Annotated in this window: 21 protein-coding genes and 1 pseudogene; 12 read left to right on the top strand and 10 right to left on the bottom strand. The window is 73.8% G+C overall.

From position 1 onward, the window contains the following. The first annotated feature begins 182 nt into the window (after positions 1–182). A complete protein-coding gene (locus ACFV9M_RS05940) occupies positions 183–1568 on the top strand; it encodes a transcriptional regulator (RefSeq protein ID WP_385070839.1) in 1386 nt (461 codons plus the stop codon). A gap of 211 nt (positions 1569–1779) precedes the next feature. Then, complete coding sequence (locus tag ACFV9M_RS05935; protein ID WP_385070842.1) at positions 1780–3537, top strand: hypothetical protein; 1758 nt, start codon at positions 1780–1782, stop codon at positions 3535–3537. Between the two features lie 27 nt (positions 3538–3564). Here the strand turns inward: ACFV9M_RS05935 and ACFV9M_RS05930 are convergent, their stop codons facing one another. Then, positions 3565–4890, bottom strand: a complete 1326-nt coding sequence (locus ACFV9M_RS05930; protein ID WP_385070845.1) for an ABC transporter substrate-binding protein — start codon at positions 4888–4890, stop codon at positions 3565–3567. Between the two features lie 117 nt (positions 4891–5007). On the opposite strand from ACFV9M_RS05930, the gene ACFV9M_RS05925 reads away from it, so the two are divergent. Together ACFV9M_RS05925 and purU are read left to right on the top strand one after the other, a co-directional pair. After that, the gene (locus ACFV9M_RS05925) at positions 5008–5511 is read left to right on the top strand and encodes a hypothetical protein (protein ID WP_385070847.1); all 504 of its coding nucleotides are present in this window, start codon (positions 5008–5010) and stop codon (positions 5509–5511) included. Between the two features lie 214 nt (positions 5512–5725). Then, a complete protein-coding gene (gene purU, locus ACFV9M_RS05920; protein WP_385070850.1) occupies positions 5726–6610 on the top strand; it encodes a formyltetrahydrofolate deformylase in 885 nt (294 codons plus the stop codon). Positions 6611–6631: 21 nt separating this feature from the next. Here purU and ACFV9M_RS05915 read toward each other — a convergent pair. Beyond that, a pseudogene (locus tag ACFV9M_RS05915) lies at positions 6632–6913 on the bottom strand (TetR/AcrR family transcriptional regulator); the annotation flags it as partial. On the opposite strand from ACFV9M_RS05915, the gene ACFV9M_RS05910 reads away from it, so the two are divergent. Beyond that, on the top strand, positions 6873–7499 hold the full coding sequence (locus tag ACFV9M_RS05910; protein WP_385070900.1) for a hypothetical protein: 627 nt from the start codon (positions 6873–6875) through the stop codon (positions 7497–7499). The pseudogene ACFV9M_RS05915 and the gene ACFV9M_RS05910 overlap by 41 nt on opposite strands. Before the next feature lie 49 nt (positions 7500–7548). Here ACFV9M_RS05910 and ACFV9M_RS05905 read toward each other — a convergent pair whose 3' ends face one another. Together ACFV9M_RS05905 and ACFV9M_RS05900 are read right to left on the bottom strand one after the other, a co-directional pair. Then, on the bottom strand, positions 7549–8865 hold the full coding sequence (locus ACFV9M_RS05905) for a zf-HC2 domain-containing protein (RefSeq protein WP_385070891.1): 1317 nt from the start codon (positions 8863–8865) through the stop codon (positions 7549–7551). Between the two features lie 5 nt (positions 8866–8870). After that, the gene (locus ACFV9M_RS05900; protein WP_385070854.1) at positions 8871–9452 is read right to left on the bottom strand and encodes a sigma-70 family RNA polymerase sigma factor; all 582 of its coding nucleotides are present in this window, start codon (positions 9450–9452) and stop codon (positions 8871–8873) included. 348 nt (positions 9453–9800) lie between these two features. On the opposite strand from ACFV9M_RS05900, the gene ACFV9M_RS05895 reads away from it, so the two are divergent. The 3 genes from ACFV9M_RS05895 to ACFV9M_RS05885 all read left to right on the top strand — a co-directional run bounded on the left by ACFV9M_RS05895 (position 9801) and on the right by ACFV9M_RS05885 (position 12098). Then, entirely contained in the window at positions 9801–10181 is a 381-nt protein-coding gene (locus ACFV9M_RS05895) for an STAS domain-containing protein (protein WP_385070855.1), read from the top strand. A gap of 149 nt (positions 10182–10330) precedes the next feature. After that, positions 10331–10843 carry an EF-hand domain-containing protein gene (locus ACFV9M_RS05890; RefSeq protein WP_385070858.1) on the top strand — a complete coding sequence of 171 codons (513 nt, stop codon included), beginning with the start codon at positions 10331–10333 and terminating at the stop codon, positions 10841–10843. Between the two features lie 733 nt (positions 10844–11576). Beyond that, the gene (locus tag ACFV9M_RS05885) at positions 11577–12098 is read left to right on the top strand and encodes an ATP-binding protein (protein ID WP_385070894.1); all 522 of its coding nucleotides are present in this window, start codon (positions 11577–11579) and stop codon (positions 12096–12098) included. A gap of 577 nt (positions 12099–12675) precedes the next feature. Here the strand turns inward: ACFV9M_RS05885 and ACFV9M_RS05880 are convergent. Then, positions 12676–13680: a GlxA family transcriptional regulator gene (locus ACFV9M_RS05880; protein WP_385070861.1), complete on the bottom strand. Its 1005-nt coding sequence runs from the start codon at positions 13678–13680 to the stop codon at positions 12676–12678. Positions 13681–13751: 71 nt separating this feature from the next. Here ACFV9M_RS05880 and ACFV9M_RS05875 point away from each other — a divergent pair, with 71 nt between their 5' ends. Next, positions 13752–15065: an MFS transporter gene (locus ACFV9M_RS05875; protein WP_385070864.1), complete on the top strand. Its 1314-nt coding sequence runs from the start codon at positions 13752–13754 to the stop codon at positions 15063–15065. A 135-nt stretch (positions 15066–15200) separates the two neighbouring features. Here ACFV9M_RS05875 and ACFV9M_RS05870 read toward each other — a convergent pair whose 3' ends face one another. Next, positions 15201–16394 carry a flavin-containing monooxygenase gene (locus tag ACFV9M_RS05870; RefSeq protein ID WP_385070866.1) on the bottom strand — a complete coding sequence of 398 codons (1194 nt, stop codon included), beginning with the start codon at positions 16392–16394 and terminating at the stop codon, positions 15201–15203. 323 nt (positions 16395–16717) lie between these two features. Further along, positions 16718–18358 carry a subtype B tannase gene (locus ACFV9M_RS05865; protein WP_385070869.1) on the bottom strand — a complete coding sequence of 547 codons (1641 nt, stop codon included), beginning with the start codon at positions 18356–18358 and terminating at the stop codon, positions 16718–16720. Positions 18359–18674: 316 nt separating this feature from the next. Here ACFV9M_RS05865 and ACFV9M_RS05860 point away from each other — a divergent pair, with 316 nt between their 5' ends. Beyond that, positions 18675–19283 (top strand): GNAT family N-acetyltransferase, encoded by a 609-nt coding sequence (locus tag ACFV9M_RS05860; RefSeq protein WP_385070872.1) that lies wholly within the window; start codon positions 18675–18677, stop codon positions 19281–19283. 89 nt (positions 19284–19372) lie between these two features. On the opposite strand, the gene ACFV9M_RS05855 is transcribed toward ACFV9M_RS05860, so the two are convergent. The 3 genes from ACFV9M_RS05855 to ACFV9M_RS05845 form a co-directional block, all read right to left on the bottom strand. Then, positions 19373–20368 (bottom strand): expansin EXLX1 family cellulose-binding protein, encoded by a 996-nt coding sequence (locus tag ACFV9M_RS05855; RefSeq protein ID WP_385070875.1) that lies wholly within the window; start codon positions 20366–20368, stop codon positions 19373–19375. A gap of 90 nt (positions 20369–20458) precedes the next feature. Beyond that, positions 20459–21124: a pyridoxal 5'-phosphate synthase gene (locus ACFV9M_RS05850; protein WP_385070878.1), complete on the bottom strand. Its 666-nt coding sequence runs from the start codon at positions 21122–21124 to the stop codon at positions 20459–20461. Between the two features lie 267 nt (positions 21125–21391). Next, positions 21392–22027, bottom strand: coding sequence for a TetR family transcriptional regulator (locus tag ACFV9M_RS05845; RefSeq protein WP_385070897.1), 636 nt, complete (start codon positions 22025–22027; stop codon positions 21392–21394). A gap of 134 nt (positions 22028–22161) precedes the next feature. Between ACFV9M_RS05845 and ACFV9M_RS05840 the strand changes: the two genes are divergently transcribed. Then, on the top strand, positions 22162–22896 hold the full coding sequence (locus ACFV9M_RS05840; RefSeq protein ID WP_385070881.1) for a VOC family protein: 735 nt from the start codon (positions 22162–22164) through the stop codon (positions 22894–22896). 256 nt (positions 22897–23152) lie between these two features. Then, positions 23153–24122, top strand: a 970-nt coding sequence (locus tag ACFV9M_RS05835; RefSeq protein ID WP_385102348.1) for a serine/threonine-protein kinase, incomplete at its 3' end; no start/stop codon positions are given.

Here is a 24122-nt window from a genome sequence, read left to right as displayed (position 1 = left end):
TCGGTGGAAGACACATCAACTCGGTGCGCGGGACGGCACCGCAGCCACAGGGCGGACGATCCGAAGGGAGCGCCGGCGCCGGCGGGACGAACGGACGGAGGCCCACGGGCCCGGCCCGGCCGTCCTCCCGGCACCAGCGGCGCGCCCGGAGGTGAGCCGCCGAGAAACAGGGGGTAGTGCCCATGGCCGCAAGGCCTCTTGTCGCGCGGCAGCCGAACGAACGGCTGCAGGCGCTCATCCAGGAAGCGGGTTGCTCGAACGCCGGGCTCGCCCGCCGCGTCAACATGTGCGGCGCGGAGCACGGCCTCGACCTGCGCTACGACAAGACGTCCGTGGCCCGCTGGCTGCGCGGACAGCAGCCGCGGGGACGCGCCCCGGCGATCATCGCCGAGGCGCTGGGCCGCAAGCTCGGCCGTACGGTCACGATCGACGAGATCGGCATGGCCAACGGCAAGAACCTCGCATCGGGTGTCGGACTCCAGTTCTCGCCGACGGTACTGGGGGCCATCGAGCAGGTCTGCGAGCTGTGGCGCAGTGACGTGGGGCGCCGGGACTTCCTCTCCGGGTCGTCCGTGGCCGCCTCGGCGCTGGTCGAGCCGAGCCGCGACTGGCTGATCTCCTCCCCGGACGCGCAGGTGGCGCGCTCGGCGGGCCCGCGGGTGGGACTGTCCGACGTGGCGGCCGTCAAGGCGATGACCCAGGCGCTGGTCGACCTGGACCACCAGTACGGCAGCGGGCACGTGCGCCCGGTCGTCGTGCACTACCTCAACAGCGTCGTCTCGGGCCTGCTCGCCGGGTCCTACCGGGAGGCGGTGGGACGTGAACTCTTCGCCTCCGTGGCCCGGCTGACGGAGCTGGCCGGCTACATGGCCGTCGACACCGGACAGCCGGGGCTCGCCCAGCGCTACTACATCCAGGCCCTGCGCCTCGCCCAGGCGGCCGGCGACCGCGGCTACGGCGGTTACGTCCTGGCCGCCTCCATGAGCCACCTGGCCGCGCAGCTCGGGAACCCGCGCGAGATCGCCCAGTTGGCACGGGCGGCGCAGGAGGGCGCACGGGGGCGCGTGACACCGAGGGCGGAGGCGATGTTCCACGCGGCCGAGGCCCGTGGACACGCGCTCATGGGCGACGTACGGGCGGCCCAGGCGGCGGGCGGCCGGGCGGTGGAGGCGCTGGAGGCGGCCGATCCGGCGGCCGGTGACGACCCGTCGTGGATCGCGCACTTCGACGCGGCCTATCTGGCCGACGAGTTGGCGCACTGCCACCGCGATCTGGGCCAGGCCGAGGCGGCGGCCCGGTGCGCCGAGCAGTCCCTGGCCGGGCACCCGGAGAGCCGGGCCCGCCGGCGGGCCATCGGATATGTGCTCCTCGCCACGGCGCAGGTGCAGCGGCGCGAGGTGGAGCAGGCCTGCAACACCGGTACGAAGGCAGTGGAGTTGCTGGAGACACTGCGGTCCAACCGGGGCGCGGAGTACCTGGAGGACCTCCAGCAGCGGCTCCAGCCGTTCCGGGAGGAACCCGTGGTCAGGGAGTTCGGGGCCCGTCTGGACCTCCAGGCCGCCGCGTGAACGGACGGAGCGCCGGCGCGTGAACGGCCGGGAAACGGCCCGTCGTCGCCCGGGGCGCGACGGACACGGCGTACGGCGCTCCGGTCGCGTCACTCGTCTCACACTCGTCCCTTGGGAGGGAGGTCGCGTCCTGAGCTGCGTGGCACGGGGTTCCGCCGACCCGGTAGCGTGAGCCGACGATTCCGAAGGTCCCCCATCAGTTGGAGTCCCGGTGACGCAGAGTGGACAGGGCGAGGAGCCCTCGGCGCGGCCCGCGCGCGAAGGCATCGTGCTGCCCTCCGACGGCGGGGAACCCCTGCTGCCGGGCATGATCAGCAGTCCCCACGACAGGCGGCCGTACGGGCAGCAGGCGCCGCAGGCGTCCGCGCCGCCCGGCGGGCAGACCTGGGGCGGGCCGTGGGGCCCCGACCAGCAGCAGCCGGGCGGCCAGGGCTGGCAGCCCGCGGCAGACCGGCAGTGGGACACCCCGCAGCCGGCGGGCCACGACGCGTGGGGCTCCGGGCCCCGCCCGGGCGCCGCCCCGCTGCCGCCCGAGGGGGCCCCGGCCCCGTCGTACGGCCACGGCGCGCCGTCGGCCCCGCTGCCGCCGCCCGCCGACGCCGCCACCCAGTACATCCCGCCGGTCCCGGCCACCCCCGTGGACGACGGCGCGACGCAGTACATACCGCCCGTGTCCGCCGCCCCGGTGGACGGCGCGACGCAGTACATACCGCCCGTGTCCGCGGCCCCCGTGGACGAGGGCGCGACGCAGTACCTGCCGCCGGTGGGACCGGGTGCCCTGCCCCCGGAGACGCCGGCGGAGTCGACCCACTTCCTGGGCCGCTCGACCGGCCACGGCCCCGGCCCCGGCCCGATGCCGGGCGGCGCCCAGCCCGGCTCCTTCCCGGGCGCGGGCGCACACGCGGGCGCGGGCCCCGTCCCGGGCGCCCCGGCGTACCCCGGCGGGCCGTCGCACCCGGGCCCGGGACCCCTGCCCGGCGCCGGCCCGCACCCCGGCGCCCACCAGGGTCCGCTGCCCGGTGCCGCGCACCCCGACTCGGAGGCCACGCAGTACATCCCGCCGGTGACCGGTCAGGCACCGTACGGCGGGGCCGGTGCGGACCGGCAGCCGCCCGCGGAGTTCGAGAACCTCTTCCGCGGCGGGCCCGGCGACGACGGACCGGCCGGGTCGACGCAGCAGTTGCCGCGGTTCTCCGAACCCGAGCCCGCCGGACACGGAGGTTACGGCGCCGGTCCCGGACATGGGTCCGCTCAGTCCTCGTACGCCCCGCCCGGCGGCGGGGGCGGGCGGCGCGCCGCGCGGGACGACGACCACGGACGTGGCCGCGGAGGCCGCACCGGATCGCGGGTGCCGCTGTTCGCCGCGGTCGGCGTGGGCATCGCCGTCGTCGGGATCGGCGCGGGAGCGCTGCTCGCCGGCGGGGGCACGAGCGACCAGGGCGAGGACAACAAGACGGTGGCGGCGTCCGCCCCCGCCACCGAGGCGTCCCCCTCGGCGTCGGCGGCCGACCCCGCGGAGCAGCAGGCGATCGCGCTGGACGCGCTGCTCGCGGACAGCGGCAGCAGCCGGGCCACCGTGATCAGCGCGGTGGCCGACGTGAAGAAGTGCAGCAACCTCGCGCAGGCCGCCAAGAACCTGCGGGACGCGGCGACGCAGCGCACCGAGCTGGTGACCAGGCTGTCCGGGCTGAGTGTCGACCAGCTCCCCAACCACGCGGCGCTGACCACGGCCCTCACCAAGGCGTGGCAGGCGTCCGCGTCCGCCGACAACCACTACGCGGCCTGGGCCGACCAGGTCGCCGCGAACAAGAAGAGCTGCAAGAAGGGCCAGGCCCCGACCACCGCCCAGACGCAGGCCGGCAACCGCGAGAGCGGCACCGCCAGCACCCAGAAGACGCAGGCCGCCGCGATCTGGAACACGATCGCCACCACGTACGGACTGACGGAGCGTCAGCCGACCCAGCTGTGAGCCCCCGGGGCGCGCCGCCCGGGAGGCTCAGTCGACGTCCGCGTTCTCCAGCGTCTTCGTCACGTCGACGAAACCATCCCGGGCGGCCACCAGCCGGCCCTTGCGCACCGTCTGGAGGGTCACGTCGGCGTTGACCAGGCGCGGGAAGCCGATGGAGGCGAGCTTGTCGCTGAACTCCCAGCGCAGGGTCGGCGTGAGCCCGCCGGTGCTGATCTCCAGCCCGTCGTCCAGGGCGCCGCGCACGCTGTCGGCGGTGACCTCGCCGCTCCCCAGGGACTCCACGACCCGCCGGAACACGGTGTAGGCGATCCAGGTGGTCTGCACCCCGGTGTCCGTCGCGTCGATCCGGGTGTCGGAGAAGGCCTGCTCGCTGATGACCTTCTTCATCGCGTCCCAGCGCGAGTCGTCCGCCACCGGGTACCAGCCGGTGACGTACGACCCCTCGAAGGGGCCGGAGGCGCCGCCGGTGGAGTTGATCACCGCCTGGTCGACGCTGCTGAGGACGGTGGCCGTGCGCACGGCGGGGTAGTCCTCGCGGGCGCGGCGGAAGGAGTCCATGTAGGTGCTGGTGCGGTCGCCGAGCGCGGGCACCACGCACCCCTTCCCCTCGGCGCCGTCGGTGCCGTCGGTGGCGTACTTCAGGGCGGTCTCGGCCTGCGCCGTGTACTGGGCGGCGTCCTCCGCCGCCAGCTGGTCGTCGGCCGCGTCGTGCGCGCCCGCCTTCAGTCCCGCGTCGAGCATGGCGGGCAGCGCGTCGCCCGCGATGGTGTCGGGGCGGACGAGGGCGACGGAGCCGCAGACCGCGGCGAGTTCCCGGCCGAGCCCGGCCAGCAGCGCCGGCGCCCCGCCGTTGACGGGGTAGGACAGGGGGCTGGTGAACTCCTCGTTGGTGACGCCGTAGCCGCCGATATAGGGGATGCCGGCGCCCTCCAGGGGCGGCAGGAAGGACTCGGAGTGCTGGCTGTAGGAGCCGACGACGGCGACCGCCCCCTCCTTGACCGCCCGCCGGGCGCACTTCGCGGCGTCCACGGTGTCGTTGTGGTCGTTGCAGGTCAGGACGGTCAGCTTGCGGCCGCCCAGCCCGCCGTGGGCGTTGACCCAGCGGGCGTAGGCACGGGCGAAGGCGGGCATTCCGGGCTTGTTGGTCGCGGCCGTGCCCTCGGGCGCCCAGGTCATCACGACGATCGGATCGTCGCCGGAACTCCCCGTGGTGCCGGGGACGATCCCGCAGGCGGCGGCGAGTGACGCGCAGGCCATGAGGGCGCCCGCCGACAGGGCGGTGGCTCTGGCGGATCGGGTGAAGCGCAGGTACCTGGGGAGGGAGGTGCTTCGCGTGCGTCGCCTGCCGGTCATGAACCCACACGATTCCGCCACATCGCTAACCGCCGAGTGACCTTCGGTCAACGCATGGTGACGCGCAGGTGAATTACCGGGGCGGGTGGGAGGCCCGGAGCGCGGAACGTACGATCGATGACCGTGCAACAAGGTTCGGAGAACTCTTCCCGTCGCAGTCGTCGCTCCTCCACCATGGGCGGCATGCCACTCAACGACATGCCGTGGTGGCGCTGGCGCAGCAATGTGCGCTCCGCGCTGCACATGCTCTCCGACCCGCTGTTCCAGCGGGACGTCTGGCTGGCCGGGGCCGAGGGGTACGGCGACGTCACCGACGCCGTGTACCGCCTGGTCGAGGACACCTGGCTGGACAACTGGTCCGCCGAGAAGTACGTCGGCACGATCTTCCGCGACTCGCAGGAGGCGGCGCTCGTCGACACCGCCGTGCTGCGGGTGCTGCGGATCATGCACCAGGTCGGCCCGGACGCGCCGGTCTCCGCCTACGTCGACCACCAGGCGTGGCCGGAGGCGGTACGGGCGGCCCGTGACGCGCACGTACGGATGGCCGTGGCCGACGGGGAGGACCCGGACGCGCCGCCGCGGACGCTGGAGGTGCTGCGGATCCTGACCCGGTCCGCGTAGCCGGGACGGGCGCGCCGGGGCGGATGTCCGGGGAGGGCGCGCCGGGGCGGATGCCGGGGAGGGTGTGCCGGGGCGGATGTCCGGGCAGGGTGTGCCGGGGCGGATGTCCGGGCAGGGTGTGCCGAGACGGATGTGCGGGGAGGGCGTACCGGAGCGGGTCCGTCCTGCGGACGGAGTTCCGCCGGGCCGGTGCGGTCGTGAGACCCTGTCGTGCATGAGTGAGCAGTCCACCCGAGCCGCGGCGGCCCCCGCCGACCAGTACGTCCTCACCCTGTCCTGCCCCGACAAGCAGGGCATCGTGCACGCCGTGTCGAGCTACCTCTTCATGACCGGTTGCAACATCGAGGACAGCCAGCAGTTCGGCGACCACGACACGGGCCTGTTCTTCATGCGCGTCCACTTCTCGGCGGAGGCGCCGGTGACCGTGGACAAGCTGCGGGCGAGCTTCGCGGCGATCGGCGACTCCTTCCACATGGACTGGCAGATCCACCGGGCCGACGAGCGGATGCGGATCGTCCTCATGGTCAGCAAGTTCGGCCACTGCCTGAACGACCTGCTGTTCCGCGCCCGGACCGGCGCACTGCCGGTGGAGATCGCGGCGGTGGTGTCCAACCACACCGACTTCGCCGAGCTGGTGGCCTCCTACGACCTTCCCTTCCACCACATCCCGGTGACGAAGGACACCAAGTCCGAGGCCGAGACGAAGCTCCTGGAGATCGTCCGCGGGGAGAACGTCGAACTGGTCGTGCTCGCCCGCTACATGCAGGTCCTCTCCGACGACCTCTGCAAGCAGCTCAGCGGCCGGATCATCAACATCCACCACTCCTTCCTGCCGAGCTTCAAGGGCGCCAAGCCGTACCACCAGGCGCACGCGCGCGGCGTGAAGCTGATCGGCGCGACGGCGCACTACGTCACCGCGGACCTCGACGAGGGGCCGATCATCGAGCAGGAGGTCGAGCGGGTCGGGCACGGCGTGACCCCGGACCAGCTGGTCGCGATCGGACGGGACGTGGAGTGCCAGGCGCTGGCGCGGGCCGTCAAGTGGCACGCGGAGCGCCGGATCCTGCTGAACGGGCGACGGACGGTCGTCTTCGCCTGACCCGCCCCCGCCCCCCGGCTCTCAGGGGCTGACCGAGCGCCAGATCCGCTCCGGCAGGATCCGCGCGGCCTCGTCGGGGTCGACGTCGTCGACCCCGGAGCGCCAGCGGCGGGCGACGCCGATGACCGGTCCGAGGACCAGCGACTCGATCAACGCGAGGGGGAGCGGGGCGAGTTCGCCCGACTCGACGTGGGGCCGGCCCCACTGTGCGATCGCCGAGATCCGGGCCTCCTGCGAGTCGCGCAGCTCCTTCCCCCGCGTCATGCCGTACCGGTCGGCCGTGGCCGAGTGCAGCAGCAGGGCGCAGGAGGGCGCGGACGGGACCGGCGGTTCCCAGGGCTCGGCCGGAGGCGCCGGCACCGGCACCGGGGGCCAGGGGAGCACGGGCGGCGGTTCGGGCGGCGGCGACGACGGCGGCAGCGGCTCCACATCGTCCGGCACGAGCGGAACCACCGGCTCCGGCGCGAGCGGAACCTCCGGCTCGGGCACCTCCGGCGGTACGTCGACGTCGACCACCGCCCCCGCCCCCGCCTCCGGCACCCACCGCTACCGCAACGGCGACAACAACAACCGCCTCACCACCGTGCACGGTTCCGCGGACGACGGAAGCTGCTCGGACGCGAGCGCCTCGTGGACGGTCCGCAGCGCGTCGGGCGGGGGTTTCCAGCTGGTCAACGGGCAGAGCGGCCAGCGCCTGTCCGCCAACATGCTCGGCCAGGCCGTCTTCGTCGCCGCGTGCGACGGGAGTGCCGCCCGGCTGTGGCGTTCCGGGTCGGGCGGCAGCCTGGTCAGCGTCTACAACGGCGGCTGCCTCGACCTCGCCTTCGGCGGCGGGGTGGCGGCGACGACCTGCGCGGGAGAGGCGTCCCAGCGCTGGTCGGCGGTGTGACGACAGGGCCCGGGGGTGGTGCGGGGACGGCCGGTGACCGGTCGGCGGCCTACATCCGGCTCAGGGACGCCGCCGCGAACAGGACGTCCCTGATCGCCTCCGGGTCCCCGACCTGCCCCGCCGCGGCCTCCTCCGGCGACACGTGGCCCGCAGCCAGCCGGCAGAACTCCACGTCGTCCAGGGCGACATGGGCCACCTCGTGGGCGGCGGAGCCCACCGCGGCGGGGGAGTCCAGCGGGATGAGCCACTCACCGCCGCCCAGGCCCTCGATCTCCAGCCGCAGACTGCGGCCGGGCCGGCCGGCGGTCACCAGGTGCCGGCTGTGTCCGGGCGCGGCGAGGCCCGCCCGCCGACGTTCGGCGAGGGCGCCCGGCAGCAAACGGGCGGCCAGGTCGATCATGTCGTGCAGGTGGCGCGGCGCGGGCGGCGCGTACGGGTAGTCGACGGCCTCCGCGATGTCCTCGGCGTGCACCCAGCACTCGAAGGCCCGGTCGGCGAGCGCGTCCCGCAGCGGCAGTTCGAAGCCGCCGTACGACACCGGCAGGGTGCCGCGGCCGCCGCCGGTGAAGGACACCGTGCGGACGACGGCGTGGGTCTGCTCCCGCCACGGTCCGCGCACGGTACGCGTCGGCGGGAAGCGCGAGGCGCCCCAGAACGCCTCCGTCCGCTCGGCGGGCGTCTCCGCCGGCTTGTCCCCGGCCAGCGGGTCGTCGAGACCCAGGGCGACGGCGATCAGGCCGTCCACCGCGAGCAGATGCGCGATGACCCCGGCGACGGTCGTACGGCGGCTCGTCCCGTCCTCGCCCCCGAACCAGCGCAGCCGGACGGGCGCGTGCCACTCCGCGTCCCCGAAGTCCTGGAGCAGGGCGTCCAGGCGGGCGGTCTCGGCGTCGTACGACGTCGCCCACGCGGGCACCGGGACCCGGGGCGGGCGCCGGTCCAGGCAGCCGTCCAGGACGCGGGTGCGCAGGCCGGGGTCCAGGTCGAGGCTCTCGGGCCGCTGGAGCAGGCCGACCGCCTCGCGCAGCCGCCGGGCCTCGTCGGCGCAGGCGCCGCAGTTGCCCAGGTGCTCCTCCACGGCGGCGGTCTCCTCGGCCGAGCAGGCGGCCAGCGCCCACGCGCCCAGCAGCGCCTTGAGCACGGGGTGCTCCAGGCGCGGGAGCGTCGGGCCGGCGGGGTCCGTGGCGGACGGCAGTGACGGACCGCCGGGACCGTCCGCACCGCCGGAACCGCCGGAACCGCCGGAACCGCCGGAACCGCCGGAACCGCCGGAACCGCCGGAACCGCCGGAACCGCCGGTCGGGCCGGGGTTGCTCGGACCGGCGGGTCCGTGGGCGTCGTCGTCGAACGCCGCGAAGCGTTCCATGCCGCTCACGCCGCGCCCCCGTAACCGGGCGGTGCGCCGGGGGCGGCGGTGTCGTGGGCCGTGGAGAGCAGTTGCAGGCCCAGGCGGAGGCGGCGGCGGGCCTCGTCCTCGGTAACGCCGAGGTCGGCGGCGGTCTGGCGGTAGTCGCGGCGCTGGAAGTAGGCGAGTTCGAGGGCGGCCCGCAACGGGGCCGGCATGGACTGGACGATGTAGTCGGCGCGGGCGGCGACGGAGGCGTGGCGGACCTTGTTCTCCAGTTGCTCGGTGGTGCCGGGGCCGCCGCGGGCGAGCGCCGCGGTCTCGGTGGCACGCAGCCGCTGCACGGCGAGACGGTGGGCCAGCGCGGCGATCCAGGTCCGCAGGGGGCCCTGCGCGGGGTCGTAGGTGTCGGGGTGCTCCCAGACGTGGGCGAAGACCTCGCGGGTGATGCCGTCGGCGGCCCGTTCGTCTCCGAGCACGCGATGGGCGAGGCCGTGCACGAGCGAAGCGAACCGGTCGTAGAGCTCACCGAGGGCGGCGGCCTCGCCGCGCGCGAGCCGCTGCTGCATTGTGCGGTCCCAGCGGGGTGGTGCGTCCTTCCGCGCCATGCGGCCCCCTCGTCGTGCTCGTGTCTGCGTCCAGCGTGCGTCCACCGTCACCTCGAATGTAGTCGGCACGCCCGATGCCGCACGCCCCTTTGCTGCAATGTGCGCCCCCTGCGCGGCGGGGGGTGGTATGGGGCGTTGACTACCCGGCCTCGTGCCGATCAGACCCGATCGGATCAGTTCGCAACCGATCAATCAGGATTGAACAAGACTGAACGGGACTGAATGTGATGGGAATCAGCCTCTTTCCTTCAGGGGCTGTTTTCCGTGCGGCGTTTCGGGGCACGGCCGCTGGGCAGCCGCGCTGCAAGGAAGCGAAGGGACGGCTTCCGTTTACGGCGAGCGAAGGGCGTGGTGGTGGCGTTCAAAGTGACCGGCGGCGAGCGGGGCGACTGGGCCGTGCTCCATGTGTCGGGCGAGCTGGACCTGGTGACGTCGCCGGTGCTGCGTCAGCGGGTCCACGACGTGGTGGCCGAGGGCCGCCACAGCCTCGTCCTGGACCTCTCCGAAGTGCATTTCTGCGATTCCAGCGGTGTCGGCGTCCTCATCGCCGCCCGCCGTCTGATCCGGTCCTGCCGGGGTCGGCTGCGCCTGATCCTCCCGGCGCGCGGTGCCGTCGAGGACTCCCACGTCAACCGGGTCCTCGGCGCGTTGGGCGTACGCCGGCTCTTCGACGTGTACGGGGATGTCGCGGAGGCCGTCGACGAAGGGACCGAACCCCTGTCGGCGTGACCGGCGCCACCCGCTCGGCCACACTCTTGTCCCGAAATTCCCCCTGTCTTGGCACAACCGTCACTCAGCCGACGCCGGAGCGTCGCCGGCGTCGTACGCTCCCTGCCGGAAGCACCCGCACGCGACGACGTAAGGCGGCCCGAGAAGACATGGTCAGCAGCGAGTACGAACGCAGGATCGCCGGCCGGTTCGCCACCTTCGACCAGGACGGCAACGGCAGCATCGACCGACAGGACTTCGGCGCCGCGGCCAAGGCCCTGCTCGCCGAGTTCGGCACACCCGCCCGGTCCGACAAGGGGCAGGCCCTGTACGCCGGAGCCGAGGCCTTCTGGCAGGGCATGGCGGGGATCGCCGACCGCGACGGCGACCAGCGCATCAGCCGCGACGAGTTCGTGAACGGCGCGGTCAAGCGGCTGCGCGACAACCCGGACCGGTTCGCCGAGATCGCCCGCCCCTTCCTGCACGCCGCCCTCGACATCGCCGACCCCGACGGCGACGGCCGCGCCACCGTCGAGGACACCGCCCGCGTCCTCAAGGCCCTCGGCGCCCCCGCCGAGGCCGCCCGCGCGGTGGCCGCGGCACTCGACACCGACGCCGACGGCAAGGTCGGCGAGGCGGACATCGTCCCGGCGTTCGCCCGCTACTTCACCGTGCCGGAGTAGCCGAGGACGCGACGCCGTCCGACCGAACGTCAGCCGGTCCCGCGTCCACACCGATCTGACATCACGTCAGGCATATAACAGGGTTCACCTGGGAGGCGGAGTCGCGACCCGCACATAGGTGCACTCGATGTGCGTCCAGCCGCACGGAGAGTGACGAGAGGTCCCCTCGCGGCCCCGGGTGCGGACGCGGCGGCACGGCGCCGGCCTGCGGTGATGAGTGACCGGCGACGCCGATGTCGCGGATTGTGGCGTACCGCTGTCACGGAGCGTGAATTGCGGTTGTGTCCGAGGCGTGACCCGTCACGGCCCGGAGTCGGGGAGTCGCTCGGGTACCTTCTGTGAGATGCGACTGGTTCCGAGTGCGAGCCGTGCCGGTGGTGCCCCGGGGGCGGTGCCGTACACGAGGGTGCGCACCCCTGCTTGCAGGGCGGATGTGCGCCGGGGCCCCGTCTGTTCGACTCCCCGGGGCGAGCGTCGCACAGTATGCCGCACGAGTACTCCTTCGCGCTGGAATATGCCCGAAGCGCTTGTTGGGGTGACGGTGCGTCAACCAGGCTGTCTCGTAAGGGATTCACGTTCCGTCACGCTGCCTCTGGCCATTGTTCTGGTCATGCAGAAAATGGCTACGATCGTGGCCATCGTCGTCATGGTGCTCGCGTGGCTTGCGTGGCTCACGTGGCGCGCGGCCATGTGTCCGCCGGTTCGGATGGTGTGAGCGGTGCAGGTGCTTCAAGTGCAGCTGGAGATCCGGCCCGACCCCGCTGAGGTGGGGCGGGCCCGGAGTTGGGCCCGTTCGCGCCTCGCCGGGTCCGGGATAAAGGCCGACGAGCCGCTCGCCGAGACGCTGATCCTGCTCGTCTCCGAACTGGTCACCAACGCCGTGGTGCACACGGGCTGTCCGGCCGTGCTGCGCCTGTCCCTGCCGCGCGGCGGCGGAGGGGAGGCGGGGGAGTCCACCGTCCGTCTGGAGGTGGCCGACAGCAGCAGCCGGGCGCCCGTGCCCCGGTGCGTGGACGGCGACGCCACGGGCGGCCGCGGGCTGGCCCTCGTCGACTGCCTCGCGGACCGCTGGGGCTGGAGCGTCGAGGGGCCGGGCAAGCGCATCTGGTGCGAACTCGACCGCTGTGCGCGGCCCCGCGCGGACGAGGCCGAGTGCGGGAGCGTGGCGGACCGCGGCGGTACGCCGTCCCGTCCCGAACCGGCGGTGGCCTACCGGGGGCCGGCGTACGAGGGGTTCGCCTGCGAGGCCGTGTGACGGCTGGGGGCGCACGGCCGGCGGGTGCACGGGTGCGGGGAGTGCCGTCGTCCGGTATTCGGCGGGTGGCGGTGCGCCGGGTGTGCTTCCGTGCGCGCCCACCACAAAGAGGGCGTAAGTGATGAATCTCCGATCGGGTGTTGACGCGGCGTGTCCGTTTGATCACGCTTGGGTCGGTGATTCGCCGTGAGGGGACGACGAGGGTTCCGGTGACGGGAGTCCTCGCCGAGTGCGGGTCGCCGGTTCGGCGTCGGATCCCTCAGGGCCGAGGGGAACCGATGAGGGTCCCCCCGCTCGGGCGAGTCGCGAGTGGGGAGGCGTACGCCGAGTCGGACGGTGGCGCGCGCTGCCGTGCCCGGGGCGGGCTGGGGACATCTCCCGCCCGGGTGCAGCCGGCAGTGGGGAGGCGCGCCGCCGTCCGTCGTTCACCCGCTTCTCCACAGGCTGTGGACAACTTCTCGGGACGCCGGAGCCACCGGAGCCGCCGGAGCCACCGGAGTAGTCAGAGCCACCGGAGCCGCCAGAGCCACTGGAGTAGCCAGAGCCGCCGGAGCCACCGGAGCCGCCGGCCGCCGGATCACGTCCGGGCGGTGGCCCGGAAGGTGCGGCGGTAGGCCGTCGGCGTCACCCCGAGCGCCGCCTGGAGGTGCTGCCGCATCGACTGGGCGGTGCCGAAGCCGGCGTCCTGGGCGACCTGCTCGACGGACAGGTCCGTGGACTCCAGCAGGTGCCGGGCCCGTTCGACGCGCTGCCGGGTCAGCCACTGGCCGGGGCTGACGCCGACCTCCTCGCGGAAGCGGCGGGTGAAGGTCCTCACCGACATGGACTCCTGGGCGGCCATGTCCCGCAGCTGGATCGGTTCGTGGAGGCGGCCGAGGGCCCAGGCGCGGGCGGTGGTCGTGCCGGACAGCTGCGGATCGGGCACGGGCCGCTCGATGTACTGCGCCTGGCCGCCGTCGCGGTGCGGCGGGACGACCGTACGGCGGGCGACCTCGTTGGCGACGGCGGTGCCGTGGTCGCGGCGCACCATGTGCAGGCACAGGTCGATGCCGGCGGCGACGCCCGCCGAGGTCAGCACGTCGCCGTCGTCGATGAACAGCACGTCCGGGTCGACCTCGATCTCCGGGAACAGCCGCTGGAGGCGTTCGGCGTCGGCCCAGTGCGTGGTCGCGGGGCGGCCGTCGAGGAAACCGGCGGCGGCCAGGACGTAGACGCCGGTGCAGATGGAGGCGAGGCGGGTGCCGGGGCGCAGGTGGGCGAGGGCGGCGGCCAGCTCCTCGGTGAGCACGCCCTGCTGGAAGACCGGGCCCAGCTCGTAGGAGGCGGGGACGATCACGGTGTCGGCGGTGGCGAGGGCCTCCGGTCCGTGCTCCACCTGGATCGCGAAGTCGGCGTCCGTCTCGACCGGTCCGGGCGGGCGGACCGAGCAGGTCACGACCTCGTACAGATGCCGCCCCAGGCCGTCGCGGGGACGGCCGAAGATCCGGTGCGGGATGCCCAGCTCGAAGGGGAGCAGGCCGTCCAGGGCGAGGACGGCGACGCGGTGCGGACGGAACTGCGGTGTGTCCTGCTCACAGGTCATGGCCCGATCCTAACGAACGCTGTCTTTCGGGCCACTCGTTCGCGCGAGGCGGGCACCGGAAGCTCGATGGCGTGACCCAGACAACCGAAGCCACAGCGACCGCCGTCCGTCGGGAGAGGCGGCCGACGCGCGTCCACCGTGCCTGGTTCGTCGCCGCCGTCACCTTCGTGACGATCATCGGCGCGGCCGCCTTCCGCTCCCTGCCCGGACTGCTCATCGACCCCCTGCACCAGGAGTACGGCTGGTCGCGCGGCACGATCGGCGCCGCCGTCTCGGTCAACCTCGCGCTGTACGGACTCACCGCCCCCTTCGCCGCCGCGCTGATGGACCGCTTCGGCATCCGGCGCGTGGTCGCCGTCGCCCTGACCGTGATCGCGGTCGGCTCGGGCCTGACCGTGTGGATGACGGCGGCCTGGCAACTCCTGCTGTACTGGGGCCTGCTGGTCGGTCTCGGGTCGGGCTCGATGGCGCTGGCGTTCGCCGCGACGGTCACCAACCGCTGGTTCACCGAGCGCCGGGGCCTGGTCAGCGGCATCCTCACCGCGGCCTCCGCCTCCGGGCAGCTGATCTTCCTGCCGCTGCTGTCCTGGATGGTCACGCGGTACGACTGGCGTCCGGCGGCCGTCACGGTCGCCCTCGCCGCCCTCGCCGTCGTCCCGTTCGTGTGGCTGCTGCTGCGCGACCACCCGGCGGACGTGGGCCTGAAGCCCTACGGCGCGCGGGAGTTCGTGCCGAAGCCGCCCCCGGTCACGGGTGCCGCGCGCCGCGCGGTCACCGTCCTGCTCTCGGCCGCGCGCACCGGCCCGTTCTGGCTGCTGGCCGGCACCTTCGCGATCTGCGGTGCCTCGACCAACGGCCTCGTCCAGACCCACTTCGTGCCCGCCGCCCACGACCACGGCATGCCCGTCACGGCGGCGGCCTCGCTCCTCGCGGTCATCGGCGTGTTCGACGTGGTCGGCACGATCGCCTCCGGCTGGTTCACCGACCGCTGCGAACCGCGCCGTCTGCTCGCGGTGTACTACGCGCTGCGGGGCGTCTCGCTGCTGTTCCTGCCCATGCTGCTGGCCCCCACGGTCCACCCTCCGATGATCTTCTTCATCGTCATCTACGGCCTCGACTGGGTCGCCACCGTCCCGCCCACCCTCGCGCTCTGCCGCGAGCGGTACGGCGACGACAGCGCCATCGTCTTCGGCTGGGTCCTCGCCTCCCACCAGGTCGGCGCCGCCCTGGTCGCCTTCCTCGGCGGTGTCGCCCGCGACGTCTTCGGCTCCTACGACGTGGTCTGGTACGCGTCGGGAGCGCTGTGCGCGGCCGCGGCGCTGATGGCCCTGGTGATCCGGCGCCGCCCGGACACCGGGACGGTCCGGCTCGCGGTGGCGGGCTGACGGCGGGACCGCGCCGACGGGCCGGTAGGGCCGGTAGGGCCGGTAGGGCCGGTAGGCCGGTAGGCCGGTGGGGCCGGTCCACGGGATCGGCCCCGCGGCGCCGCCAGGAGGCCGGGGGTGTCGGACGCGCCGTCGTCAGGGGCGCCGCAGGTGAGCGCGTACGGCCGTGGCGATCCGCTCCGCGTCGAGCGCGACCTCGCGCAGGGTGCCGCTGATCGGCGTGGTGAAGCCGGTGAAGTACAGGCCGGGCGCGTTCTTCGGGGCGCGGGGGCCGTGCGCGACGGGGAGGCCGCGGCCGTCGAGGACGCCGAGGTGGCCGACCAGGCCGTCCAGGGCGCGGACGTAGCCGGTGGCGGCGACGACGGCGTCCGGGGAGATCCGGGTGCCGTCGGCGAGGACCACCTTGCCGTCCTCGAAGCCCTCCACGGCGGCCACCACCTCGATCCTGCCCCGGCGCACGGCGTCGAGCAGGCCGACGTCCTGCACCGGTACGGCCCCCTGTCTCGCCCGGGTGTACAGCCCGGTGTCGGGGCGCGGCAGCCCGTGCGCCGACAGGTCGGGCACGCTCACCCCGGCCAGAACACGGGAGAGCCGGTCGACGAGCGCGACCGGGAGCCGGCGGACGAGGATGCCGCTGTACTGGGCGGCCCAGCCGGCGGTCGAGCGGCGCACGATGTGCGGGACGGTCCGCACGGCCAGCCGCACCCGCCCGGCGCCGCTCTCCACCAGGTCGACGGCGATCTCGGCACCGGTGTTGCCGACGCCGACGACCAGGACGTCCCGGCCCGCGTACGGGGTGCCGTCACGGTAGGCGGAGGCGTGCGCGAGGTCTCCGGTGTACGTCTCGCGGCCCGGCCAGTCCGGCAGCCGCGGGGTGTGGTTGTAGCCGGTGGCGACGACGACCGCCGAGCCCGTCAGCTCCCGGCCGCCGGAGGCGCGCAGCAGCCAGCCGGTGCCGTCGGCGGTGCGCTCGACGCGGGACACCTCGACGCCGGTGACCAGCTCCAGTTCGTGGTGCTCGGCGTACTTCTCCAGGTACCGGACCACGTCGTCGCGGGCCGGCCACCGCCCGAACCGGCGCGGCATCGCGAGCCCGGGCAGGGCCGACAGGCGCCGGGTGGTGTGCAGGCGCAGCCGGTCGTAGTGGCGCCGCCAGGACGCCCCGACCCGGTCGGACCTCTCCACCACCACGGCCCGTATCCCCCGGGTGCGCAGCGCGTACGCGGCGGCGAGTCCGGCCGGGCCGCCGCCGACGACGTAGACCGGGCGGTCGGCGGGGTTGGGGGCGGTGGGCGCGGAGGGGCTCGGGGACGGTGTGGAGTCGGCCATGAGCGGGAGCGTAATCAAGCACAGGATTGATGGGTCTCGGTCAAGACCGGAATCGGTTGCGGATTGATCACGCTTGCGGAGATGGCCCCGCGGCCGGTGGCGTATGCCGCCCCGCCGTCGCCCTCCGGGAGAGAAGCCGCCCTCGCCCTCCGGGAGAGAACCCGCCCTCGCCCGCCGGAAGAGAAGCCGCGCCGCCGGGCCCAGGTGCGCTGGGGTCCGGCGGCGCGGCGGACGGCGTCGGTTCTTATGACGGGAAACGGACGCCGTGTCCAGGGGCCTCCGGGAGGACGCGGGGAGAACTCCCGGAGGGGGGAGGCCGGTGGCTACTTCTTCTTCTTGGTCTTGTAGCCCGCGACCTTCGCGATCCAGGCGATGAAGTCGCCCGGGTCGGTGTTGGAGCCGTGGCCCTCGTCCCAGTAGTAGAGGTGGCTGACGTCGTCGCCGAGGGTGTGCGCGGCGGCGGCGATGTTGGCGGAGACCGTCAGCGAGGTGTCGGAGTCCTTGGTGCCGAGGCGGATCCACCAGTGCTTGGTGCGGTTCTCGTTGGGCTCGTCGACCAGGTGGTACATCGGGTTCATCAGGCGCAGCAGCTCGGGGATGTCGCTGTCGAGCCGCTTGGCGGTGAGCCCGGTCGTGTCGTTCTTCAGGCCGTACGCCGTGAAGTGGCGGGCGATGGTCGTGCCCTTGCCGAACTCGTTGTTCTCGCCCGTCGACAGGTCGAAGCCGTCGAAGGCCGGGATGGTCTTCTTGCGGGCGCCGACGTGGGTGAGGAAGTCCGCCCAGGTGAAGGAGGCCTTGCCGTTCTTCCAGGTGATGAAGGTGTTGGCGGCGAGGTAGGTCTCGCGCTCGGAGTCCGACAGGGCGGCGAGGTAGGTGGTGGCCGACGGCTCCAGGTACTGCTCGACCAGGTACTCGTCGTAGTTGCGGGCGGTCAGCGTGCCGAAGCCGTCGAGGCCCTTGAGCTTCAGGCCGGCCTGGTACTCGGCGAACTGCGCCTGGAGTTCCTTCGACACCGTCTGGTCGGCGACCTTGCCGGTGGACAGGAGGTTGGTGCCCCAGTTCCACTCGTAGGCGCCGTCGGCGTGCTCCAGGTCGGCGATCGGGCACCAGGTGCCGGTCGCGAAGATCGCGTCGGAGGCGTCGGCCGCGCCGAGCTCCTTCAGGTACTTGGCGTAGATCGGGCTGTCGCCGGAGGCGCCGAGCAGGGCGGACAGGGCGCCGCCCGCGCTGGTGCCGGAGGAGACGATCCGGTCGGTGTCGCCGGGGATGCGGCCCTTGTTGGCGCGCACGTACCGCACGGCGGCCTTGAGGTCGACGATCGCGGCCGGGGCGACGCCGTAGTACTCGCCGGCGGAGTTCTTGAGGGTGCGGCCGCGGGCGCCGGGCTCGACGACGACGTAGCCGGCCGCCAGCGCCAGCTTGGGGAGGCTGACCATCTTGCCGCCGTTCAGCATGGCGTTGCCGCCGGAGGCGACCTCGCCGGTGCCGGTCGACGCGGAGGCGCTGGGGGCCGCGCTCGCGGAGGCGCCGCCGGTGCCGCCGGTGGGCGCGCCGGTCATCCCGCCGCCGCCCACGCCCGTCGCCTCCGCGACCGAGGACGGCATGTAGCCGCCCACCGAGTTCGCGAAGAGGATCGGCGCGTCGCTCGCGTCCACGGCCGTGCCGTCGATCTCGACGGGCACGCTGACGTTCAGGCTCTGGTAGGCCTCGTCGACCGGCTTGGCGACGTAGGTGATCGCCTTCCAGAAGTGGTACGTCACCTCGTGGTCGGCGCCGTCCGCGTCCGTGATCGTCGTCGTCAGCTTCGTGTAGGCCTCCGGGTCGAAGACCAGGGAGTCCGAGGAGGAGGACGAGGAGTCGTCGGATGCCTGCGCGCTCAGGGCGATGCCGCCCACTGCCGCGACGCCGGCGGTGGCCCCGATGCCGATGACGACGGACCTGCGCTTGACTGCCCTGTGCTTCACGGTTCGACTCCTCGCTGCCTTTGGCTTGCGAGTGTGAACGTAGTAGGAGTGCCGACAAAATTGCCAACAATGCGCGAATCTCATGGGCGATACACAGCTTCATGGTGATCCCACAGGCCGGCCGGACGGGGGCGCGGGCTCCGCGGAACCGGAGATCCGTGAACCGGGGGTGTCGGCGGGGCGGGGGTGGGTCCGGGGTTCGACGGCCGCGTCGACAAGTGGTGATGACGGGCGGTCAGGCGGTCGGTCGAGCCGGGTCGCTGGTGGCGGGAGACCGGACTGCGCCCGCCCGGTCGGACGGGTGTTCAATGACCGGATGACCGACATCCACGAGTCGCCCGCTCTTCCCGCCACCCCGGTCCTCCGAGGTCACGGCCTGCGCCTGCGCGCGTGGGACCCCGGGTCCGACACCGATGTGAGCGCCTGGCTGCGAGGGCTGGCCGACCCCGACTTCCTGCGCTGGAACACGCCGCTGCGGACGGTCACGGACGCCGACGGGGCACGGGAGTCGCTGCGCGCGAAGGCCGCCGACGCGGAGGCCGGGACGGGCATCGGCCTCTGCGTCACGGACGCCGGTGCCGGCACGGTCCTCGGGCAGATCGGCCTCGCCGCCGTCGACCCCGTCCAGAGCGTCGCCACCGTCGGCTACTGGGTCCTGCCCGAGGCCCGCGGCCGCCAGGTCGCCACCCGGGCGCTGCTGCTCGCGGCACGCTGGGCGTTCACCGAACTCGGCCTGCACCGCCTGGAACTGGGCCACGCCCTCGGCCACGAGGCGTCCTGCCGGATCGCCGAGCGGTGCGGTTTCCCGTACGAGGGAACCTCGCGCGGGGCGATGTGGGAGGCGGGCCGCAGGGACGCCTGGCGCGACGTCCACCGCCACGGCCGCCTCGCGACGGACCCGGAGCCGGACCTCGGGGGGCTGTGAACGGCCGGAGGACCCGCGTACGCCCCACCGGGGTCAGTGCCGGGCGATCAGCGCTGGGCGGTCAGCGCCTGACGGTCAGTGCCTGGCGGTCAGTGCCGGGCGAACTGCACCCCGGTCGGCTGCACGGTCTCCGGCCGCAGCGCGATGCCGTCGATTGTCAGGCGTTCGCCGTAGATGTCGGTGACGCGGAGCGCGCCGCCGCAGCCCGCGCCCTGCTCGGAGAGGAAGTAGTTGTACTCGGTGCGGGTCAGCGCGGTCCAGCCACTGCCCGTACGGACCTCCAGCCGGGCCAGCGGGTTGCGGTGGCCGAGGGCCTGGATGCCGCACCAGTAGCGGCTGGAGCCGGTCTTGTAGCGGATCGAGACCGGGTCGGAGCCGGCGGGGCTCAGCAGGCTCCAGGTGATCGCGACCCGGCCCGCCGAGAGCGGGGCGAGTTCGGCGAAGGCCTGGGTGCTGAGGTCGAGCTGGCCGGGCTCGCAGGGGGCCGGGCACTCGTTGACGATCCGGACGGTGACGGACGCGCCGTCCGCCGTGCGGACCAGGACGTGGGCCCCGCAGGCCTTGGACGTCTCGTAGTCGGCGGTGTTCATCGCCGCGACCATGAGGTCGTCGGCGGGACCGTACGAGCAGGCGCCGTCGCCGTCCCCGGCGTCGTACGAGGTCGCGACGCCCTCGCGGGCGACCCCCGGCCGTATCCGTCCCGCCAGCGGTGCCGCGGCGGACGGCGTGCGGGTGGCGCCCGCGGCCGTGGACCGTGCCGACGCGGTGGCCGGGGCCGCCGTCCGGGTGGCGGGCGAGGTGCTCCGGCCGGCCGCCGGGCTCGGGGACGCGGGGGACGCCGTGGACGGTGTCGGGGCCGGCGTCGAAGCCGTGGGCGAGGCGGTGCCGCCGGCGCCCGCGACGGCCCCGGCCGCCGCCTCCCGGGTGCCGTCGGCCCCGTGGCCGGGGCGGAAGGCCACCACCAGGGACACGACGAGCGTCACCGCCGCGACGACCGCGACGACCGCGACGACGAGGGCGGGGGCGGGGGCGGGACGCCACGTACGGCGCGAACGACGGGAACGGCGGTGCGAGGGGGATGCCACGGCTGAGTCCTAACGCGGTCCGGGAGAGCACGGCTGCCTCTCGGTCGCCGCCGGGACCCGGAACGTTGCCGCGGGCGGGCCGCGGGGCCCCTACGGCCACAGCAGCTCCGCGACCCAGTCCCCGGCGTCCCGCCGGTACCTCAGCCGTACGTGCCGTCGCCTCTCGTCACCCTGGAAGAACTCCACCGTCTCCGGTCGCAGCCGGTACAGCGTCCAGGTCGGGGACGGGGTCGCCGGGTCCCGCCGGGCCCGTTCCCAGGCCGCCTCCGAGGCCCTCGCCAGTTCCTCCACCGAGCCCAGGACCTCGCTCTGCCGCCCGGTGAGCGCGGCCGCCAGGGCCCCCGTCGACCGCATCCGCAGGTCGGCCCGCGCCGCCTCCGCCGGGGCGACGCCGACCGGCCCGCGGACGCGGACCTGGCGGCCCAGCGTGGGCCAGTAGAAGGCGAGGGCGGCGTAGGGGCGGGCGGCGAGCTGGCGGCCCTTGTCGCTCGTCGCGTGGGTCGCGAAGGACCAGCCGTGCGCGTCGGCGCCGTGCAGCATCACGATCCGGGCGTCCGGCAGGCCGTCCTCGCCGGCGGTCGCGAGGGTCATCGTGTGCGGCTCGCGTTCGCCGGCCTCGGCGGCCTCGGCCAGCCACCGCGCGAACAGCGGCAGCGGTTCGGCGGGGGCCGCCGCCGGGTCGAACGCCCGCAGCTCGGTCACCTCCGGGTCCCACACCCGCAGCGACCTCAGCAGTTCGTGAAGATCCGTTCCCATGGCCCGAGTATCGCCCCGGGGCGGTCGCGGAGCGCCGGGGCGGTCATGGGCGCCGGGTGCGGTCACGGCCGTTCGGCCGAGGGCCCGGTACGCCGCTCCGGCCGCCGGAAAGCGCGACGGCCGCCGGAAAGCGCGACGGCCGCCGGAAAGCGCGACAGGCGGTGGACCGCCCGGAGTGACCGGGTGAACCACCGCCTGCCAGACAGGACGGACTTGGGGCTGGCCTGGAAAAAGGAAAAGGGGGAGGCGGAAGCGCTGCCGCCGCGGCTACTTCGTCGGCTTCCTGCCGGTGACGCCCAGGTGCACCAGCAGCGCCAGGTTGGGCTTGATCTCGGCCTGCTTGACGCCCCCCGCCAGGAAACCCTTCTGGTGCGAGGCCACCGCCGCGAGCATGGCGACCAGGGCCCCGGCGATCGCGGCCGGGTTCACGTCCTTGTCGACCCTGCCCTTGGACTGCAACTCGGCGACGGCGTCCGCGAGGGAGCTGTTCACCGAGTTCAGGATCTTCATGCGCAGTTTGTAGAAGCGTTTGTCGCCCTCGGCGGCGCCGAGCTCGACGACGCGCAGGATGGCGTCGTTCTTCTTCCAGAACTCCAGGAAACCGTCGACGAGTTCCTGTGCGGTCTGCCAGCCGGCCTTGCCGACCCAGGACCGTCCGCCGACCAGTTCGGTCAACCCGGCGCCCTCCGCGGCCATTTGCTCGGCGATCTCCAGGACGGCGCCCTCGACGTCCGGAAAGTACTGGTAGAAGGTCGCGGGCGAAGTGCCCGCCTTCCGGGCGACGTCGATGACCTTGACGTCCCGGTAAGGCGATGAGCTGAGCATGTCGCTGAGGCAGTCGAGCAACTTCTGCCGCGTCGCCTGCCCGCGCCGGCCGGCCACGCGGCCGTCGACGGTACGCACTTGTCCTGTCATGTCGTCAGCTTACCGAGGGGTGATCTGAGCGCGATTCGGCCGACTGCAAATGGGGTGCGCGGGGGCTCGGGCGAGGCCGTGCCTGGTCTGCGGGCTGCGGGAACCGCCGTTAGTTTGGCTGCATGGCCGAAAACAGGGCATCGGTGAGCGCACAGGGAGTCACGGAGGGCGTCCCCTGCTGGGTGGACGCGCAGCTTCCCGACGTGGACGCGGGGCGCCGGTTCTACGGTGCGCTTTTCGGATGGACGTTCGAATCTGCGTACGGTGCCTCCGTGTGGGCCCGGCTGGACGGCGAGCCGGTCGCCGCGCTCGCCCCCAAGACGGACGGCCGGATGCCCACCGTCTGGACGGTGTATTTCGCCACCCCGGACGCGGAGGCGACGGCCCGCCGCATCCGGGCGGCGGGCGGGCAGCTCGTCACGGCGCCGTTCCCGGTCGGCGGCCTGGGCACCGCCGCCCTCGCCGCCGACCCCGAGGGCGCCGTCTTCGGCCTCTGGCAGCCGGGCGGCCACCGGGGCTTCGGTGTCCGCCACCGGCCCGGCGCCTTCGCCTGGGCGCAGCTCTACGCCCGCGACACCGACGCCGTGAACACCTTCTACGGCCACCTCTTCCACGACGCCCTGTTCGGCCCCGGAGCCGACCCCGACTTCGGCCGGGCGCCGGTCGCCGACGTCTTCCCCGAGGTCATGCCGCCCCACTTCCTCGTCCACTTCGGCGTGACGGACTGCGAGGCGGCGCTCGGCGCGGTGAGCCGGCTCGGCGGACGCGTGCAGGCGGGCCCGTTCACCGCCTCGTACGGAACGGTGGCCGTCGTCACCGACAATCAGGGGGCGTCGTTCGCGCTGCTCCAGCGCTGAGCCGTGCCGTCGACCGTGCCGTCGGCGGTGGTGCCGGCCAGGTCGTTGGCCGGTACACGCGCCGCGTTCGCCGGGACAACCGCGCTCTTTGCCGGTATATGAAGTGAGACACCCTGATTGTCCGCGGGTTCGCAACCGGTGGCCCGGCCAGGAAGAATCGGGGTGCGTGCCGCCATGGCGGTGCGGTGGTGAGACGCTGCACTTCGGTCGCGTGCACAAGTGGGTGACGCGGCTCGTACGGGGAGGTGGCAGGCAAGTGGTGGATCAGCTGACGCAGCACGATCCGCGGCGGATCGGGCCGTTCGAGGTGCTGGGACGGCTGGGGGCCGGCGGCATGGGGCTGGTCTATCTGGCCCGCTCGGCCTCGGGCCGGCGCGTGGCGATCAAGACGGTCCGCACCGAGCTCGCCGAGGACCAGCTCTTCCGCGTGCGCTTCACGCGCGAGGTGGAGGCGGCCCGGGCGGTCTCCGGCTTCTACACGGCCGCGGTCGTCGACGCCGACCCGCGGGCCGCCGTGCCGTGGCTGGCCACCGCGTACGTGCCCGCGCCCTCGCTCGAGGAGATAGTGAACGAGTGCGGGCCGCTCCCGGCCCCGGCGGTGCGCTGGCTGGCCGCGGGCGTCGCGGAGGCCCTCCAGTCCATCCACGGCGCCGGACTCGTCCACCGCGACCTGAAGCCGTCCAACGTGCTCGTCGTCGAGGACGGCCCCCGGGTGATCGACTTCGGTATCGCCTCCGGCGTGTCGAACACCCGTCTGACGATGACGAACGTCGCCGTCGGCACCCCCGCCTACATGTCCCCGGAGCAGGCCAAGGACTCGCGCAGCGTCACCGGCGCGAGCGATGTGTTCTCCCTCGGCTCCACCCTGGTCTTCGCCGCCACCGGTCACCCCCCGTTCCACGGCGCCAACCCGGTCGAGACGGTCTTCATGCTGCTGCGCGAGGGCCCGGACCTGGCGGGCCTGCCCGACGAGCTGCGCCCGCTCATCGAGTCCTGCATGCAGATGGAGGCCGCGGGCCGCCCCAGCCCCGCCGACCTCCAGGCCCAGCTCGCCCCCCACCTCTTCGGCTCCGGCTCCGACGACAGCGGTACGGCGTCGGCGTGGCTGCCCGAGAAGGCGGTCGCCCTCATCGAGACCCGCCGCGGCGGCCGCCCGCCCGCCAAGCCCGCCGCGCCCGCCGCGGGCCGCGGCGGCGGGGGCGCGGCCCCGGCCCGCCCGGCGGTAC

Origin of the sequence: Streptomyces sp. NPDC059895 (genome assembly GCF_042731035.1) — a bacterium.
Taxonomy (GTDB): domain Bacteria; phylum Actinomycetota; class Actinomycetes; order Streptomycetales; family Streptomycetaceae; genus Streptomyces.
The sequence above is the reverse complement of the archived record's forward strand: the minus strand, read 5'-3'. Positions and strand labels throughout refer to the sequence as shown.